This window comes from Microbacterium meiriae (assembly GCF_040702565.1).
GTDB classification, from domain to species: domain Bacteria; phylum Actinomycetota; class Actinomycetes; order Actinomycetales; family Microbacteriaceae; genus Microbacterium; species Microbacterium meiriae.
Genome location: NZ_JBFBLJ010000002.1, coordinates 266,451 through 282,642 on the forward strand (window position 1 = coordinate 266,451; position 16,192 = coordinate 282,642).

Below are 16,192 nucleotides of genomic sequence, written 5' to 3' on the forward strand. Positions count from 1 at the left end.
CGTGGGCGCCCTCGACGACGGCGAGCGGGTCACGGCGGCGGACGCCGCGGCCTGGCGCGCCTGGCTCGAGGCGAACCACGAACGCACGGCCGGGGTGTGGCTGCTGAGCGTCCGCGGGCGATCCGCCACCGGCGTCGGCTACGAGGACGCGGTCCGGCAGGCCCTCTGCTTCGGGTGGATCGACGGCCCGGTGCGCACGTTCGACGACGAGACCGGCGGCCAGTGGTTCTCCCCTCGACGGCCGGGGAGCGGCTGGGCGGCGACGAACAAGGCGCGCATCGCGGAGCTGGAGGCCGCGGGGCTGCTCGCCCCTGCCGGAATCCGCGCGCTGGAGACGGCGAAGGCGAACGGCTCGTGGACCGTGCTCGACGGCCCGGAGTCCGGCATCGAGCCCCCGGAGCTCACCGCCGCCCTCGACGCGGTGCCGGCGGCGAGGGCCACCTGGGATGCGTTCCCGAAGTCGGTGAAGAAGTTCGGCCTCACGCACATCGCGATGGCCAAGCGCGCGGAGACCAAGGCCGCCCGCATCGCGAAGATCGTGGCGGATGCCGCGGAGGGGAAGCGCCCATGAACCAGAGCGACCTGCTGTTCCTCGTCCTGATCCTCATCACGCTCACGTCGCTGGTCGTGTTCGTGGTGCAGTTCGTGCGCTCCCGCCGCCGCGGCGGCGAGGATGACGGCCGCGCCGGCTGGTGGGAAGGCCCCTGGGACGACGACGACCGCCGGCGCTGAGCCGACGGCCGCCTGGACGTCTCAGGAGGCGAGCGACGCCCCGGGGATCGCGGCGAGCAGCTCCCGGGTGTACGGGTGCTGCGGCGTGTCGAAGATGCTCTCCGGGGTGCCGCTCTCGACCACGACGCCGCGCTGCATGACGTGCACCTCGTCGGAGATCATGCGCACGACGGCGAGGTCGTGGCTGATGAAGAGGTAGCTGAGCCCGAGGCGCTTCTGCAGGTCGGCGAGGAGGTCGAGGATCTGCGCCTGCACCAGCACGTCGAGCGCGGAGACCGCCTCGTCCAGCACGACGAGCTCGGGCTCCAGGGCCAGGGCGCGGGCGATCGCGACCCGCTGCCGCTGTCCGCCGGAGAGCTCGTGCGGCAGCCGCTCGGCCATGGCCGCGGGCAGGGCGACCTGCTCCAGGAGCTCCAGGACGCGGGCGTGCCGGGAGGCCGCGGTGCCGATCCGGTGCACGCGCAGCGGCTCGGCGATCGACTGCTCCACGGTGTACCGCGGGTCGAGCGAGGCGTAGGGGTTCTGGAAGACGGGCTGGACGCGGCGGCGCAGCGCGAAGAGCGCCTTGCGGCGGAGGGTCGTCAGGTCGGTGCCGTCGAAGAGGATGGACCCGGAGGTCGCGTCCTCCAGCCCCAGCACCATGTTCGCCGTGGTGGACTTCCCGGAGCCCGACTCGCCCACGATGGAGACGGTCGTGCCGCGGCGGATCGAGAAGCTCACGCCGTCGACCGCCGTGAAGGTCTGCGGCTCCCCGGCCTTCGCGTTCCGGAGCGCGAACTCCTTGTGCAGGTCGCGGATCTCGACGAAGGGCACGGCGTCGGCGGCGATCTCGCGTGAGGGCAGGGCGTCGCGGCGGGACGCCAGGCTCGGCGCGGCCGCGAGCAGCTGCCGGGTGTACTCGTGCTGCGGGTTCCCCAGGACCTGCGCCGAGGTCCCCTCCTCGACGACACGGCCGCGGAACATCACGACGATCCGGTCGGCGCGCTCGGCGGCGAGAGCGAGGTCGTGGGTGATGAGGAACACCGCGGTGCCCAGCTCGTCGGTCAGCTGATCGAGCTGGTCGAGGATCCGCCGCTGCACGGTGACGTCGAGCGCCGAGGTGGGCTCGTCGGCGATGAGCAGCCGCGGTTTGCAGGCGAGTCCCATCGCGATGAGCACGCGCTGCCGCATGCCGCCGGAGAACTCGTGGGGATACTGGGCCGCCCGGCGGGCGGCATCGGGGATCCCGACCATCTCCAGAAGCTCGACCACGCGGGCCTTCGTCGCGTCGCCGCTGGTATGCCCGTGGACTTCGAGCGCCTCCCCGATCTGCTCGCCGACGCGCATGAGGGGATTGAGGTTCGACATCGGGTCCTGCGGCACGAGGCCGATGCCGGCCCCGCGGAGGGACACCATCGCGTTCTCGGGGAGGTCGGTGAGCTCGCGGCCGTCGAACCGGATGCTGCCCGCGGTGATGACGCCGTTCTCGGGCAGCAGACGGTTGACCGCAGCCGCCGTGGTGGATTTCCCGGAGCCGGACTCGCCGACCACGGCGACCGTCTCCCCGGCGGCGATGTCGATCGAGATGTCGCTGATGGCGGTGACCAGCTCGGAGCCGGTCCGGAAGGCGACCGCGAGGCCGTCGATGCTCAGCACGGGCGGAGTGGTGCTCATGGGGTACTCGTTCCTTCGGGGTCCAGGAGTGCGGGCAGCGCTGCGCGCCAGAGGGTCTCGGTGGGGGCGACCTCGCTCGCGAACAGCCGGTTCGCAAGCAGGACGACGGCGGTTCCGGTGGCGGGGACCACGCCCAGGGCGCAGCCGGTGTATCCGGGGTGCCAGAGCATCCGGAGCGGTCGTCCGCCCGCGGTGACGGTGTCACTGCGCCAGCCGAGCGCCTGACCGGGGTCGGGGCCGTCGCGGAACAGCTCGGCCACGAGTGCCGGGTCCCAGAGGTCCGGGTGCGCCTCGGCATCGGCGAGCGCGACGCCGAGAGTGAGCAGGTCGTCGACCGTGCCGAAGAGGCCGGCGTGCCCGGAGACGCCGCGCAGGGCGTGGAAGCAGTTGCCGTCGTTGACGACGCCGGTGATCTCCCCCTCACGCCAGGGGAAGTGCCGACGAGAGGTGAGGATCGGGTAGGGCGTGCCGGTGGCGACCATGCGTCGCTCGGCGGCATCCCCGTCGCCCGCGGATGACGCGACCGGACCGGAGACGGGCCCGTAGCCCGTGCGTGTGAGGCCGAGGGGCTCGGTCACGAGCTCGCGCACGGCGGCGTCGAGGGAGAGGCCGGTCGCGGCGGCGACGATGCGGCCGAGGATCAGGAAGCCCAGGTCGGAGTAGTGCCGTCCGTCGCCCACGCCGTAGCGGAGCGGGAGGGCATCTGCGGCGGCCGCGCCGTCGGCGTGCGTGCCGTCGAGGTACAGCGGCTGCCATTCCCACAGTCCCGCCCGGTGCAGCAGCAGATGGCGCACGGTGGTCCCTGGTGCGCAGGCGGTGCCGGGGATGAAGCGGTCGACCGGATCGTCGAGTCGGAGGTCGCCCCGGGAGGCCAGCCGGAGGATGGCGGTGGTGGTCCCGGCGACCTTGGTGACCGAGGCGAGGTCGAACGCGGTGTCCGTCGTGACCGGCGTCCCCGGGAGGTCGGCGAAACCGCCGGTGGCCGTGTCCCGGCTCGTGCGGGTGGCGACACCGGCGACGGCTCCCCGCGGCGCGGTCGGCCCGGCGAGGACGGCGGCGATCGCCTCGGCAGCGCTCATACGAGAACCCCTGTCCGGGAGCGGTCGAGCAGCACCTCGGCATCGGGGGCGATCCCGGTGATCCCCAGTCCTGCTGCCGGGGCGAGGGTGAGCCACTCCGCGTCGGCGGTGAGCCCTCCGGTCACCGGGGAGCGGCGCAGCCACGATGCCGCGTCGAGGTCGTGCACGACGTCCGGAGCGACGGCGGCGGCGAGATGCGCCGCGGCGGCCACACCCACGTGCGACTCCATCATGCAGCCCACGACGACGCCGAGGCCGGCGGAACGGGCGGCCTGCACGCAGGCGAGCGCCTCGCTGAGCCCGCCGGTCTTGGCGAGCTTGACGTTCACGAGCCCGGCAGCCCCGCGCGCGGCGATGTCGCGGACATCCTGCGCGGTGCGGACGGACTCGTCCGCCATGATCGGGGTGTCGACGGCGGCGGTCACCACCGCCAGCGCGTCGAGGTCGCGCGCGGCGACGGGCTGCTCGACGAGCTCGAGACCCACGCCGGCGTCCTCCGCCGCCCGGATGACGCGGATCGCCGTCCCGGCGTCCCACGCCTGGTTCGCGTCCACGCGCAGGGCGATGTCGCCGCCGACGGCGGCACGGACGGCCTGGAGCCCCGAGACCGTGTCGTGGTCCTGGGACGCCTTGACCTTGAGGCAGCGGAATCCCGCCGCCGCATGTTCGACGGCGGTCGCGGCCACCGCGGCCGGCTCCGCCACCGACAGCGTCATGTCGGTGCGGATGCGCGCGGACGCGTCTCCGTCCGGGGCGAGCGTCTGTGCGAGCGGCTCGTCTCGGTGCTGCGCGGTGAGGTCGGCGAGCGCGCACGCCACCGCGCTGCGTGCGGCGGCGTTGCCCCAGGCGGCCGCGGCGAGGGCGTCCGGCAGCCCGGGATCGTCGACCGAGCGCCCGAGCACGGCGTCGGCGAGGGGACCGGCGACCACAGCCGCCACGCTCTCGGGGCTCTCCCCGGTGACGCGCCAGCTCGTCGCGGCCTCCCCGTATCCGCGGCGGCCGTCGGCGTCGGTCACCTCCACGAGCACGACGTCGAGGTGGGCCGTGCGACGGACGGCCGTGACGAAGGGGCGGGCCAGCGGCGAAGGCACCCGCAGCACGCGTATCCGTTCGACGACGGTCACGATCCCGCCGCCTCCGTGAGGGTGAGGGAGTCGATGGCCGCCACCGGCTCGGGCATCTGCAGCGGACCGGCGCCGGGCGTGATCGCGCCGAGGATGCGCGGCTCGCGCGCCCCCGTCCCGCCGGGGACGATCGCGGGGACGCCGTGCAGGGTCGACCAGCCGATGAGCGCGAGGAGGATGGCCTCCTTGCTGTCGGCGGGGGCGCCGAGCTCGTCGGCCAGCACGACCTCGGTCTGCGGCAGCGCGGTCCGCAGCCCCTCCAGGAGCAGCGGGTTGCGGCAGCCGCCGCCGGACACCGCGAGGAACCCGATCCCAGCGGCCTCGACGTCGCGGGCGACCGTGCGGACCGTGAGCTCGGTGAGCGTGCGCACGACGTCGGGGACCGCGATCTCGCGTCCCTGCGCCGCGAGGTGCTCGTGCACGTAGGCGAGGTGGAAGTGCTCCTTGCCGGTGCTCTTGGGCGGAGTGAGGGCGTAGTAGGGGTCCGCGAGCATGGCGTCCAGCAGCGCCTCGTCGACCCGTCCGGTCCGAGCGATCGCCGCATCGTCGTCATAGCCGAGCGGGTTGAGATCGTGCGCGACGATGACCGCGTCGACCAGCGCGTTCGCGGGGCCGATGTCGTAGGCGACGAGGCCGTCCGGGCGGACGACGGTCATGTTCGAGATGCCACCGAGGTTCAGCGCCGCCGAGACGCCGGCGCGGCCGCGGAGCAGCAGCTCGTCGAGGAACGACACGAGCGGCGCGCCGTGGCCGCCCGCGGTGATGTCGCGGATACGGATGTCGGAGACGACGGGCGCACCGGTCTTCTCGGCGATCCAGGCGGGCTGCCCGATCTGCAGGGTGCCGAGCGCGTGCGCGCCGTCGACCCAGTGGTACACGGTCTGGCCGTGCGAGCATACCGCGTCAACGCCGCCGACCTCCGCCGCGATCTCGGCCGCCACGTCGGCGAACGCCTGCCCGATGAGGGTGTCGAGTTCGGCCACCTCGGCCAGGGTGGTCTGCGCCGGGGGCAGCGCGGCGATGAGGCGTGCCCGCAGCTCGGGATCGTAGGGGATGCTCGTGGAGGCGAGCACCGTGCCCCGGAGGTCGACGCCGTGCGCCGTGAAGCCCCCGTTGGTGGCGAAGTCGACGACGGCGGCATCGATCCCGTCGTGCGAAGTGCCGGAGATCAGTCCCAGGACGCGCATCAGTTCTCCTCCAGTGCGGTGCGCAGACGGCCGCCTGCTGCCGCGAGTCGGTCGGTGGCCGCGGCGAGGTCCTCCCCGCGGCGGATCATGATCGAGGCGAGCTTCACATCCCACCCGGAGCTCTCCAGCGCGGCGGCCGCCGTGTCGCGATCGACAGCGGCGATCGTCCGCACCATGCGGATCGCCCGCTCGCGGAGCTTGTGGTTCGTGGCCTTCACGTCGACCATCAGGTTGCCGTAGGCCTTGCCGTTCCGGACCATCGCGATGGTCGAGAACATGTTCAGCACGAGCTTCTGCGCCGTGCCGGACTTCAGTCGCGTGGAGCCGGAGAGTACCTCGGGGCCGACCTCGACCTCGATGCCGTGCTCCGCGGTCGCGCTCAGCACGGTGCCGGTATTGCACGACAGACCGATGCTGAGCGCCCCGCGCTCACGCGCCCGCCGGACGGCCGCGACGACATAAGGCGTGCGACCGCTGGACGCGATGCCGATCACGGTGTCGAGCGGGCCGATGCCGGCCTCGTCGATCGCGGCGGCGCCGGCGTCGGCGTCGTCCTCCGCGCCCTCGACGGGGTTCACGATCGCGCCGGGACCGCCCGCCATGATCGCGAACACGAGCTCCGGCGGCGTGCTGAACGTGGGCGGGCATTCGGAGGCGTCGAGAACCCCGATGCGCCCGGGGGTGCCGGCGCCCACGTACACCAGTCGCCCGCCCTGCGCCATGCGCGCGGCCGTCTGCTCGATCGCCGGGACGATCTGCGGGAGAGCGCGCTGCACGGCCGCGGGCACGGTGGCGTCGGCCTCGTTCATGGTCTGCGCGAGCTCGGCCACGCTCATCTGGTCGAGGCGGGCGTACCGGGGGTCGCTCGCCTCGGTGGCGAGGGCGCCGAGGTCTTCCGCGATCATCGCTTGCCCCGGTTCCGCGGATCGAGGCTGTCGCGCAGCCCGTCGCCCAGCAGGTTCAGGCCGACGACGAGGAGCACGACGATCACGCCGGGGGCGATCATGGTCCACGGGGCGATGGTCACGAGGGTGCGCGCCTCGAAGATCATGGACCCCAGCGACGGCGCGGGCGGCGGGGTGCCGAGTCCGAGGAAGCTCAGCGATGCCTCCGTCAGCACCGCCCACGAGAGCGACAGCGTGACCTGCACGATGATGATCGAGGTGATGTTCGGCAGCACGTGGCGGAACATGGTCGCCATCCGCGCCTGACCGGTGCTCTTGGCCGCCTTGACGTACTCCACCTCGCGCAGCGACAGCACGGGGCCGCGAGTGACGCGGATGAAGATCGGCACGTAGACGATGGCGATGGCCACGGCGATCGTGAACCAGTTGCGGTCGAACACCGACGCGAGCGACAGGGCGAGCAGCAGCGGCGGGAACGCGAACAGCACATTGGTGACCGCGGTGATCGCCCCGTCGGAGAAGCCGCGGTAGAAGCCGGCGATGAGTCCGCACACCGTGCCGACCACGGTCGCGAACGCCACGGCGACCACGGAGATGAGGGCCGAGTTGGCGACGCCGGCAGCCACCCGGGAGAACACGTCGCGGCCGAACTGGTCGGTCCCGAACCAGTGCACCGCGGACGGTGGCTGCAGCCGGGACGGCGGGTCCTGCGCGAGCGGGTCGAACGGCAGCAGGCCGAACGCCGAGACGAGGCTCAGCACCACGAGCAGCACGACGATGATGAGGCCGGCGAGACCGCTGCGGCTGCGCAGCAGGAGACGCACGCGCTCCATCGTGCGCCCGCCGCCGGGAGCGAGGGCCGGGGTCTGAGAGATGTCGGTCATGCGGCACGCACCCGGGGATCGATGACCCGGTAGAGCAGGTCGGTGAGCAGGTTGACGATGACGAAGGCGAGCGCGATCACCAGGACGGTGCTCTGCACGAGCGCGTACTCCTTCTGCTGGATGCCGAGCAGCACCTGGCGCCCGATGCCGGGGAGCGAGAAGATCTGCTCCACCACGACCGCCCCGCCCAGCAGGTAGCCGAACTGCAGACCGGTCATCGTGACGATCGGGACCAGGGCGTTGCCGAGCACGTGACGCACCTGCAGCCGACGCGGGGGCACGCCCTTCGCCCTGGCGGTGCGGATGAAGTCGTTGGCGCGGATCTCCAGGACCGCGGTGCGGGTGGTGCGCATGATGGGCGCGGCGATGCCGAAGCCGAGCACGATCGACGGCAGGAGCATCTGCTGGAGGTTCAGGGCCGGATCGTCGAAGAGCCGCGCGTAGCCCTGGCCGTTCGGGTTGAAGCCGAGCGACTGCGCGAGGATCGCGAGCAGCGCCGTGCCGAGCAGGAACGCGGGGATGGAGAGGCCGGCGAGACCGACGACCTGGCCGACGCCGTCACGCAGCGAGTCGGGCTTCGAGGCGGACAGCATGCCGAGCGGGATGCCGATGGCGAGCGCGATGACGATCGAGAAGATCGCGAGCTCGAAGGTGACCGGCAGCGCGGCGGCGGTGAGCTCGAGCACGCTGGTCTGGGCCCGGGAGGAGAAGCCGAGGTTGCCGGTGAAGATGTTGCCGAGCCAGGAGAAGAACTGCACGATGAGCGGCTGGTCGAGCCCGTAGTACGCCTCGAGCGCGGCGCGCTGCGCCGGGGTGAGGGCCGCCGCCTCGGTGCCGAGGCCGGAGCTGATCTGATCGCCGGGGATGGCGCGCAGCATCAGGAAGACGAAGACGGCGACGCCGAAGAGGGTGCCGAGGGCTGCGAGGATGCGTCGCAGCACGCTGTTGCGGAGGAGCTGTCTGAACATGCGCGTGGGTGGGGTGCCTGTCGTCGGGGAGGCGAGGGGGCGCGGGTGTCCGCGCCCCCTCGTTCCACTACTGGATGGAGGTGGTCCGCAGGTACTGCAGCGAACCGTTCGCCATCGGGGTGAAGCCGTCGACGGTCGAGGCCGTCGCGGTGTAGGTGTAGCTGGTGAACAGCCAGATCCAGGCGGCGTTGTCCTCGAGGTTCTCGGAGACCTGCGCGTAGATGTCCTTGCGCTTCTCCGGGTCGGCCGTCTCGCGTCCCTCGGCGAACAGGGCGTCGAGCTCAGGCGAGGAGTACCCTGCGACCTGGTTCAGGTTGCCGGTGCTGGTGAAGTAACGGCCGTACATGCCGTCCGGGTCCGGGCGTCCGCCGTTGAGGGCGACCGCGGCGTCGAAGTCGGCCGCGATCCAGCGGTCCACGAACGCGCCGGACTCCAGCACCTCCAGGTCGAGCGTGATGTTCGCATCGGCGAGCTGGGCCTTGAGGTTCTGCGCCTCGTTGACGGAGGTGGCGTACTCGCCCTGCGACACGATCGTCTTGACGGTGACGCCGTCCTCCTTGCCGGCCTTCTTCAGGTACTCGGCCGCCTTGTCGAGGTCGCGCTCCGGGCACGGGCGCGCGTCGGGGTCGGACTTGAAGGCGGGAGAGGTGATCGGACCGGTGACCTCGCCCTCCCCGAGCGCGGCGGTGTCGAGCACCTCCTGGCGGTCGATCGCGCACTGCATCGCGAGGCGCACGTTCACGTCGGCGAGGTCGCCGCGCTGTGCGTTCAGCTGCAGGGCGTGGTAGCTGAGCTGCGGGGTGGTGGCGACCTCGACGTTCGCACCCTCGGCCGTCTGCGCGACGAGCGGGTCGTCGAACACGGCCAGCTGCACGTTGCCGGACTGCATCGCCGACACGATGGACGACTCGTCGGGGATCACGCGGAACTCGACGGTGTCGAGCAGCGCGGTGTCGCCCCAGTAGTCGTCGTTCTTGGCCAGGGTGAGCGACTGGCTCGCCTTCCTGTCCTCCAGCACGAACGGGCCGGTGCCGTTCGGAGTGGTGTTGAGCGCCTCCTCGGTGTCGTCCGACGAGAGCATCGCCATGTTGATCACGGCGAGGTTCGCCGGCAGCGCGGCGTCGGGGGCGCTGAGGGTGAGGGTGACGGTGCTCTCGTCGGTGGCCTCGACCGCGGCCACCGAGGCGAGCGAGCTCGCGGCCACCGCGGCGGTCGCCTCGTCGGCGATGGCGTCGAGCGAGTACTTCACGTCAGCGGAGTCGAACGCGCTGCCGTCCGCGAACGTGACGCCCTCGCGGAGGTGGAGGGTGACCGTCAGGCCGTCCTCGGAGACGTCCCACGACTCGGCGAGACCGGGGACGACGTTGAGCTCCTCGTCGAACTCGGTCAGCGTGCCGTACAGGTTCTGCAGGACGTTGACCGCCTGGAACTGGGTGGCCTTCCATGGGAAGAGCGTGTCGGGATCGCTCGTGACGCCGATGACGAGGTCGCCGCCGGCGGCGCCCGATCCACCGTCGGACGGGTTGGATGCGGGCGCGGAACACCCGGTGATGACGAGCGCCGCGGCGAGGCCCGTGGCGGTGAGGGCGCCGAGGGACGCCCACCGTGCTGTGCTCATGCTGTTTCCTCCTGGCTGGGACCGCGTCGCCCTGGCTCGGATCAGGCGGTGCTGCCTGATACCCCGCGAACATCGTCGGTCTGGGTAAGTACCAAAAGTACAGGAAAGTACCTACGCGTGTAACAGAAGTTCCTCTAGTGTTATGAACACCGATCGGAGACCCCATGCCCCACGATGCCGCCCGCGACGATGCCGGCACCCACCTCGTGCTCGTGCGGATGCGCGCCCTCCGCCCCGAACTCCGTCCGAGCGAACAGCGCATCGCCGACCTGTTCCTCGCCGACCCCGCCGGAACCGCCGGGCTCTCCGTCGCGGAGCTCGCGCACCGCTGCGACACCTCGACCACGTCCGTCGTGCGGTTCTGCAAACGACTCGGGTACGAGCATGTGCGCGAGTTGCGCAACCACGTGCTGCGGGAGGTCGAGCGCGAGACGTTCGACACCGCCGCACTCCCCGCCGTGTCCGGCGACATCGACCGCAACGACACCCTCGCCGACATCGTCGCGAAGGTGTCGCTCGCCGAGACGCTCTCCCTCGCCGACACCGCCAAGGTGCTCGACACCGAGGCGCTCCGCGCCACGGTCGAGGCGATCACCTCCTCGACCCGGGTGGACATCTTCGGCGTGGGCGCGAGCTCCATCGTCGGGCTCGACCTCCAGCGCAAGCTCACCCGGATCGGGCGGACGGCGTTGGAGTGGTCCGACCCGCACGCCGCGTGGACCTCGGCCGCCACCCTCGGGCCGGGGAACGTCGCGATCGCCGTCTCGCACACGGGCGCCACGACCGACACCATCGAGTTCCTCCTGCTCGCCCGGCAGGCGGGCGCGACGACCATCGCCATCACCAACCACGCCGGCTCCCCGCTCGCCGGTCAGGCCGACATCGTGCTGACCACCGCGGCGCGCGAGACGGGCTTCCGCTCCGGGGCCCTGGGCAGCCGGATCGCCCAGCTCATGGTCGTCGACTGCATCTTCATCGGGGTCGCGCAGTCCAACTACGACCGCTCGATGGAGGCCCTCCGCGACACCTTCGCCGCCGTGCATCACGTGCGCGCGGGCGGTGCCTGAGATGAGCGCGAGCCGACTCCGCGTCGGGCTGTTCACGGCGTTCGGCGGCCTCGGCGTGACCGCGGCGTTCGTCCCTGCCGTCCTCCCCTCCGCGGAGCGCACGACGGACGCGGACCTGAGTGCCGCCGTGCCCGTCCTCTTCGCAGGCCTCCTCGTGGGGGTACTGCTGTCGGGTCCGCTCCTCGTGCGCCGCCCACCCCGGACGACGCTCGTGCTGGGCAGCCTCCTGCAGGCGGCCGCCATCGTCGGTGTCGCCCTCGCGACGGATCCGGGCGTCTTCATCGCGGCCGCCGCGCTCGCGGGGCTCGGGTTCGGTCTCGTCGAGGCAGCGGGCTCCGTGGCCGCCAAGGCCGCCAGCACCGAAAGCGCGACCGGGGTGCTGAGCGCCCTGATGGGCACGGTCGCCGTGTGCGCCGCCGTCACACCGCTCGTGGTGGCGCTCGGGGCCGGTTCCCGTCCGGCTCTGGCGCTGCTCGCGACCGTACCCCTGGCGACTGTGGCGGTGCTCGCCGGTGCCACCACTCTCGCCCGTTCGACCGAGCCCCCGGCGCGACGGGACGCCCGCTCCCTGCTCGTCCTCCTCCCCTTCGCGCTGGCTCTGCCGCTCTACGTCGGCGTGGAGACCGTCCTGTCCGGCTGGTCGGCCGTGATCCCGGAGCGGGTGCTCGCTATCGAGCCCGCCGCCGCCGCCCTCGGCACCTCCGCCTTCTGGGCACTGATGGCCGTCGGCCGCTTCGGCGCCGCCGCGCTCCGGCGCGCGGCGGTTCCGCCGCTCGCGCTGCTGGCGACCGCGACGGGGGCTGCCGCCGTCCTCCTGGTGCTCGCCGGCGTGCTCCTCGGCGATGAGCCGGTCGCAGCGCTGATCATCCTCGCCGTCGTGGTGGTCCTGCTGGCCCCGAGCTACGGACTCATCCTCGGACTCGCGCTCGACCGTCTCGATCCGGTCCGCAGCGCCGCGGTCACCGGGGCGCTCGTGGCCTGCGGCGCGGTCGGCGGCACGTTCGTGCCCACGCTCGTCCTGCTGATCGGGCGCGACCCGGCGTCGAGCGTCACCTTCCTCGTGTCCGCCGTGGTGTGCGCGGCCATCCCCGTGCTGATGCTCATGACGTCGCGCTCCGGACGCCCCGTCCCGGCGCTGCGGTGACGCACTCTTCCTCCCCCATCGGGTCCGCACGCGACCTCTTCACAGATGCCGGAATTCCGACCGGCGCCCGCACGCCGACCACGTATCGTCGAAGCCACACCCGCACCGAGGAAGGGAGCCCCGTGTCCGCGGACACCGTCACGATCATCGTCAGCGCGATCGGCATCGTGCTCACCCTCGGCGCGAGCCTGTTCGCGGCAGGGGCGTGGATGATCCGTCGCATCGACGAGCGTCTCGGCACCGTCGACCACCGGCTCTCCGCGCGCATCGGCTCCGTCGAAGAGAAGCTCGGCGCCCGCATCGACACCGTCGAAGAGAAGCTCGGCGCCCGCATCGACACCGTCGAAGAGAAGCTCGGCGCCCGCATCGATGCGGTGGCGGCGGACGTCACGGACCTGAAGATCGCCGTCGCCCGGCTCGAAGGGCCCCCGCGACGCCTGCTCGTGTCCGGAAGCTGAGCCTCCCGTCAGCGCAGGACGAGGGCGGCGGCGCCGATCAACGGCCCCTCGTCGCCCAGGCCCGAGCGGACGACGCGGGTGCGACGCGAGTATTCGTGCACGGCGCTGGCGGTGAGAGCCTGCTGGACGAGATCGATGTAGTCCGCCGACACCTGCGAGAAGCCCCCGCCGATGGCGACGACATCGAGGTCGACGAGGGTGGCGGCATCGGCCAGCGCCTCCCCGACGGCGCGGGCCGAGCGCTCGATCGCCGCACGGGCGACGGCGACACCGGCCGCGGCATCCCGAGCCAGGTCCTCCCCGGTCGCGCCGGACCAGCCCTGCTCCCGCGCCCAGGCGGCACTGGCAGGTCCGGAGGCGATCTCCTCGAGAGTGAGCCCGCCCTCGCGGCGCACCTGGCCGAGGTGCCCGGCGTTGCCGCTCGCCCCGGGCACATACGCACCGCCCACGACGAAACCGCCGCCGACGCCGGTGGACACGACGATCGACAACGAGGCTCCCGCCTGCTGCGTCGCCCCCAGCCACGACTCCGCGAGCGCGAGCGCGCCGCCGTCGTGGCCCAGGACCGCCGGGACCTCCCGGCCGAGTGCGGTCGAGGCCGCACGGGCGACCGCGTCGACGAGGCCGAAACCCCGCGCGAGGGGCATGTTCACCGGCAGGATCTCACCGCGGGTCCGATCCACGGGACCCGCGCTGCCGATCCCGGCGCCGACGAGCTCCGCGTCGGCGGGAAGGGCCGCGAGCGCATGCCGCACGATCGCGTCGACCGCCGCCGTCAACGACGCCGACGTCGCCTCACGGCCGGTGGGCTGCCGGCTGCGGCTGCCGGGGACGAGCGCGCCGTCGTCGGCGACGAGGGCGGCCTCCATCTTCGTGCCGCCCACATCGACGGCCAGCGCGTAGCGGGTCACTGCGGGTCGAGCCCGAGGTCGTCGAGGTCGAACGCCGCGCGCCACTCCAGACCCTCGGCCTCGATGGCGGCCTGCGCGCCGGTCTTGCGGTCGACGATCACCGCGACGGCGACGACCTCCGCGCCTTCCTTGCGGAGCGCCTCGACCGCCTTGAGCGCGGACTGCCCGGTGGTCGAGGTGTCCTCCAGCACGACCACGCGCTTGCCCTTCACGTCGGCGCCCTCGATCTGGCGACCGCGGCCATGGTCCTTCGGCTCCTTCCGCACGACGAACGCGTCGAGCGGACGGTCTGTGCCGACCGAGGCATGCAGGACGGCGTTCGCGATCGGGTCGGCGCCGAGCGTCAGACCGCCGACGGCGACGACGTCGAGATCGGCGATCAGGTCGAGCATGATGCGGCCGATCGCCGGGGCGGCGCGGTGGTCGAGGGTGAGCTTGCGCATGTCGACGTAGTACGTCGCCTTCTTGCCGCTGGAGAGGGTGAAATCGCCGTGGAACACCGCCTCGTCCGTGATGAGGGCGAGGAGGGTCCGGCGGTCTGCGTCGAGTGCGGTCACGGCATCCAGTGTAGGAGGCACACCCTAGGCTGGACGCATGCGCTTGGCCACCTGGAACGTCAACTCCATCCGCACCCGCGTCACCCGCACCGTCGAGTTCGCCGTCCGTGAAGACATCGACGTGCTCGCGATGCAGGAGGTGAAGTGCAAGCCGGAGCAGTTCCCGTATGCACCGTTCGAGGAGGCCGGCTACCACGTCGAGGTGCACGGCCTGAATCAGTGGAACGGCGTCGCGATCGCGAGCCGACTGCCCGTCACCGACGTGCGCACCGCGTTCGACGGCATGCCCGGGTTCGCGAAGGGCCACGAGGGCCCCGACGCCCCGCAGGAGGCGCGCGCCCTGGGCGTCATGGTCGACGGCGTGCGCGTCTGGAGCCTGTACGTGCCCAACGGCCGCTCGCTCGACGACCCGCACTACGCCTACAAGCTGCACTGGCTCGAGCAGCTCAAGCGGTCCACCGCGGCCGAGCTGTCGGCGAACCCCGACCTCCCGCTCGCCCTCGTCGGCGACTTCAACATCATCCCGTTCGACCATGACAACGGCGATCCCGACATCGTGGTCGGCCGGTCCACCCACGTGTCCCCCGCCGAGCGCGACGCGTTCTTCGCCCTGACCGACGCGGGGGTGACCGATGTGGTGCGTCCGCTGCTCCCCGAGGGCTACACCTACTGGGACTACCAGCGGCTGAAGTTCCCGCGCAACGAGGGCATCCGCATCGACTTCATCCTCGGCTCGAAGACGTTCGCCGATGCCGTCACCGGCGCGTCGATCCACCGCAACGAGCGCAAGGGCGAGCAGCCCAGCGACCACGTGCCCGTGGTGGTCGATGTGGACTTCGGCGGCGACGACGCCGACGACGATCTGCCGATGATCTTCTCCTGACCCTTCGACAGGCTCAGGCCCTTCGACAGGCTCAGGGACCCATCGCATGGCAGACTCAGGGACCCATTCCGTGCGGCTGATCGCGACCGACCTCGACGGCACGCTGCTCGACAGCTCATCCGCGGTGTCGCCGCGCACCCGTGCGGCGCTCGATGCCGCGCGGGACGCCGGTGTCGCGGTGGTGCCGGTCACCGCCCGCCAGCCCATCGGCCTTCGCGTGATCGCCGCCGACGCCGGATTCGACGGGTGGGCGCTGTGCGGCAACGGCGCGTACGCGACGCATCTCGCCGAGGGCCGCATGCTGTTCGCCGAGGAGCTGCCGCCCGCGACCCTTCGCACCGTCGCCGACGCGCTGCGCGCCAGCGTTCCCGGCCTGCTCTTCGCGAGCGTACGGGAGGGCGGCGAGACGTTCGTCGCGCAGCACGGCTACGCGACGATCGCGCAGCTGTCCGACCACAAGCGCGACCCCGCGACGATGGGCGGCGTCCCGCTGGACGAGGTGCTGGCCGCGCCGACGCTCAAACTCGTGATCCGGCACCCCGAGCTCGCGCCCGCCGCACTCTTCGAGACCCTGCGGTCCCTCGGGCTCACCGGCTTCGAGGCCACGCTGTCCGGCGCCCCGTTCGTCGAGGTCATGGCGCAGGGCGTCACGAAGGCCACGGGACTCGCGCGCCTCTGCACCCACCTCGGCATCGATCGCTCCGACGTCGTGGCGTTCGGAGACGCCCTCAACGATGTCGAGATGCTCCGCTGGGCCGGTCACGGCGTGGCGATGGCGCACGCGGAACCCGTCGTGCAGGAGGCCGCGGACGAGACCACCGCGACCAACGACGAGGACGGCGTGGCCCGCGTGATAGAGCGCCTGCTCGGCTATCGGGCTATCGCCTCTCGGGCGAATACCTGACAAATCGATTCACCCGACACATCGATATTGCGGGCGGAGCATGCGGGTGGTCGTACCCGTCGCGTTCGCCACCGTCTGCACGTTCACCGTCCCCTCCAGGTTCGAGAACCACCACGTC

General features: G+C 72.1%; 17 protein-coding genes. 7 read left to right on the forward strand and 10 right to left on the reverse strand.

What is annotated here, in order from left to right; all coding sequences use genetic code 11:
- Nucleotide 1 precedes the first annotated feature (1 nt).
- Both AB0310_RS08710 and AB0310_RS08715 read left to right on the forward strand, forming a co-directional pair.
- A complete protein-coding gene (locus AB0310_RS08710) occupies nucleotides 2-571 on the forward strand; it encodes a YdeI/OmpD-associated family protein (protein ID WP_259953866.1) in 570 nt (189 codons plus the stop codon).
- Entirely contained in the window at nucleotides 568-732 is a 165-nt protein-coding gene (locus AB0310_RS08715) for a hypothetical protein (RefSeq protein WP_259953864.1), read from the forward strand. Before AB0310_RS08710 ends, AB0310_RS08715 begins: the two co-directional genes overlap by 4 nt.
- A 21-nt stretch (nucleotides 733-753) precedes the next feature.
- On the opposite strand, the gene AB0310_RS08720 is transcribed toward AB0310_RS08715, so the two are convergent.
- The 8 genes from AB0310_RS08720 to AB0310_RS08755 all read right to left on the reverse strand — a co-directional run bounded on the left by AB0310_RS08720 (nucleotide 754) and on the right by AB0310_RS08755 (nucleotide 10,150).
- Nucleotides 754-2,385, reverse strand: coding sequence for an ABC transporter ATP-binding protein (locus AB0310_RS08720; protein WP_366237037.1), 1,632 nt, complete (start codon nucleotides 2,383-2,385; stop codon nucleotides 754-756).
- The gene (locus tag AB0310_RS08725; protein WP_366237038.1) at nucleotides 2,382-3,464 is read right to left on the reverse strand and encodes a serine hydrolase domain-containing protein; all 1,083 of its coding nucleotides are present in this window, start codon (nucleotides 3,462-3,464) and stop codon (nucleotides 2,382-2,384) included. The genes AB0310_RS08720 and AB0310_RS08725 overlap by 4 nt, the downstream gene beginning before the upstream one ends.
- Nucleotides 3,461-4,588, reverse strand: coding sequence for an enolase C-terminal domain-like protein (locus AB0310_RS08730; protein ID WP_366237039.1), 1,128 nt, complete (start codon nucleotides 4,586-4,588; stop codon nucleotides 3,461-3,463). The genes AB0310_RS08725 and AB0310_RS08730 overlap by 4 nt, the downstream gene beginning before the upstream one ends.
- Nucleotides 4,585-5,775 carry an anhydro-N-acetylmuramic acid kinase gene (locus tag AB0310_RS08735; protein WP_366237040.1) on the reverse strand — a complete coding sequence of 397 codons (1,191 nt, stop codon included), beginning with the start codon at nucleotides 5,773-5,775 and terminating at the stop codon, nucleotides 4,585-4,587. The genes AB0310_RS08730 and AB0310_RS08735 overlap by 4 nt, the downstream gene beginning before the upstream one ends.
- Complete coding sequence (gene murQ, locus AB0310_RS08740) at nucleotides 5,775-6,680, reverse strand: N-acetylmuramic acid 6-phosphate etherase (protein WP_315636488.1); 906 nt, start codon at nucleotides 6,678-6,680, stop codon at nucleotides 5,775-5,777. The genes AB0310_RS08735 and murQ overlap by 1 nt, the downstream gene beginning before the upstream one ends.
- Nucleotides 6,677-7,564 carry an ABC transporter permease gene (locus AB0310_RS08745; RefSeq protein ID WP_366237041.1) on the reverse strand — a complete coding sequence of 296 codons (888 nt, stop codon included), beginning with the start codon at nucleotides 7,562-7,564 and terminating at the stop codon, nucleotides 6,677-6,679. The genes murQ and AB0310_RS08745 overlap by 4 nt, the downstream gene beginning before the upstream one ends.
- Nucleotides 7,561-8,532 (reverse strand): ABC transporter permease, encoded by a 972-nt coding sequence (locus AB0310_RS08750; RefSeq protein ID WP_187662594.1) that lies wholly within the window; start codon nucleotides 8,530-8,532, stop codon nucleotides 7,561-7,563. Before AB0310_RS08750 ends, AB0310_RS08745 begins: the two co-directional genes overlap by 4 nt.
- 67 nt (nucleotides 8,533-8,599) lie before the next feature.
- Nucleotides 8,600-10,150, reverse strand: a complete 1,551-nt coding sequence (locus tag AB0310_RS08755) for an ABC transporter substrate-binding protein (RefSeq protein ID WP_187662595.1) — start codon at nucleotides 10,148-10,150, stop codon at nucleotides 8,600-8,602.
- Between the two features lie 164 nt (nucleotides 10,151-10,314).
- Here AB0310_RS08755 and AB0310_RS08760 point away from each other — a divergent pair, with 164 nt between their 5' ends.
- The 3 genes from AB0310_RS08760 to AB0310_RS08770 all read left to right on the forward strand — a co-directional run bounded on the left by AB0310_RS08760 (nucleotide 10,315) and on the right by AB0310_RS08770 (nucleotide 12,819).
- Nucleotides 10,315-11,217 (forward strand): MurR/RpiR family transcriptional regulator, encoded by a 903-nt coding sequence (locus AB0310_RS08760; RefSeq protein ID WP_187662596.1) that lies wholly within the window; start codon nucleotides 10,315-10,317, stop codon nucleotides 11,215-11,217.
- A gap of 1 nt (nucleotide 11,218) precedes the next feature.
- Nucleotides 11,219-12,361: an MFS transporter gene (locus AB0310_RS08765; RefSeq protein WP_366237042.1), complete on the forward strand. Its 1,143-nt coding sequence runs from the start codon at nucleotides 11,219-11,221 to the stop codon at nucleotides 12,359-12,361.
- 122 nt (nucleotides 12,362-12,483) lie between these two features.
- The gene (locus AB0310_RS08770) at nucleotides 12,484-12,819 is read left to right on the forward strand and encodes a hypothetical protein (protein ID WP_366237043.1); all 336 of its coding nucleotides are present in this window, start codon (nucleotides 12,484-12,486) and stop codon (nucleotides 12,817-12,819) included.
- Nucleotides 12,820-12,827: 8 nt separating this feature from the next.
- On the opposite strand, the gene AB0310_RS08775 is transcribed toward AB0310_RS08770, so the two are convergent.
- Nucleotides 12,828-13,730, reverse strand: coding sequence for an ROK family protein (locus AB0310_RS08775; protein ID WP_363446296.1), 903 nt, complete (start codon nucleotides 13,728-13,730; stop codon nucleotides 12,828-12,830).
- Nucleotides 13,727-14,287: an orotate phosphoribosyltransferase gene (gene pyrE / locus AB0310_RS08780; protein ID WP_187662600.1), complete on the reverse strand. Its 561-nt coding sequence runs from the start codon at nucleotides 14,285-14,287 to the stop codon at nucleotides 13,727-13,729. The genes AB0310_RS08775 and pyrE overlap by 4 nt, the downstream gene beginning before the upstream one ends.
- A 37-nt stretch (nucleotides 14,288-14,324) precedes the next feature.
- Between pyrE and AB0310_RS08785 the strand changes: the two genes are divergently transcribed.
- On the forward strand, nucleotides 14,325-15,170 hold the full coding sequence (locus tag AB0310_RS08785; RefSeq protein WP_187662601.1) for an exodeoxyribonuclease III: 846 nt from the start codon (nucleotides 14,325-14,327) through the stop codon (nucleotides 15,168-15,170).
- Between the two features lie 46 nt (nucleotides 15,171-15,216).
- On the forward strand, nucleotides 15,217-16,074 hold the full coding sequence (locus AB0310_RS08790) for a Cof-type HAD-IIB family hydrolase (RefSeq protein ID WP_366237044.1): 858 nt from the start codon (nucleotides 15,217-15,219) through the stop codon (nucleotides 16,072-16,074).
- The last annotated feature ends 118 nt before the right edge of the window (nucleotides 16,075-16,192 follow it).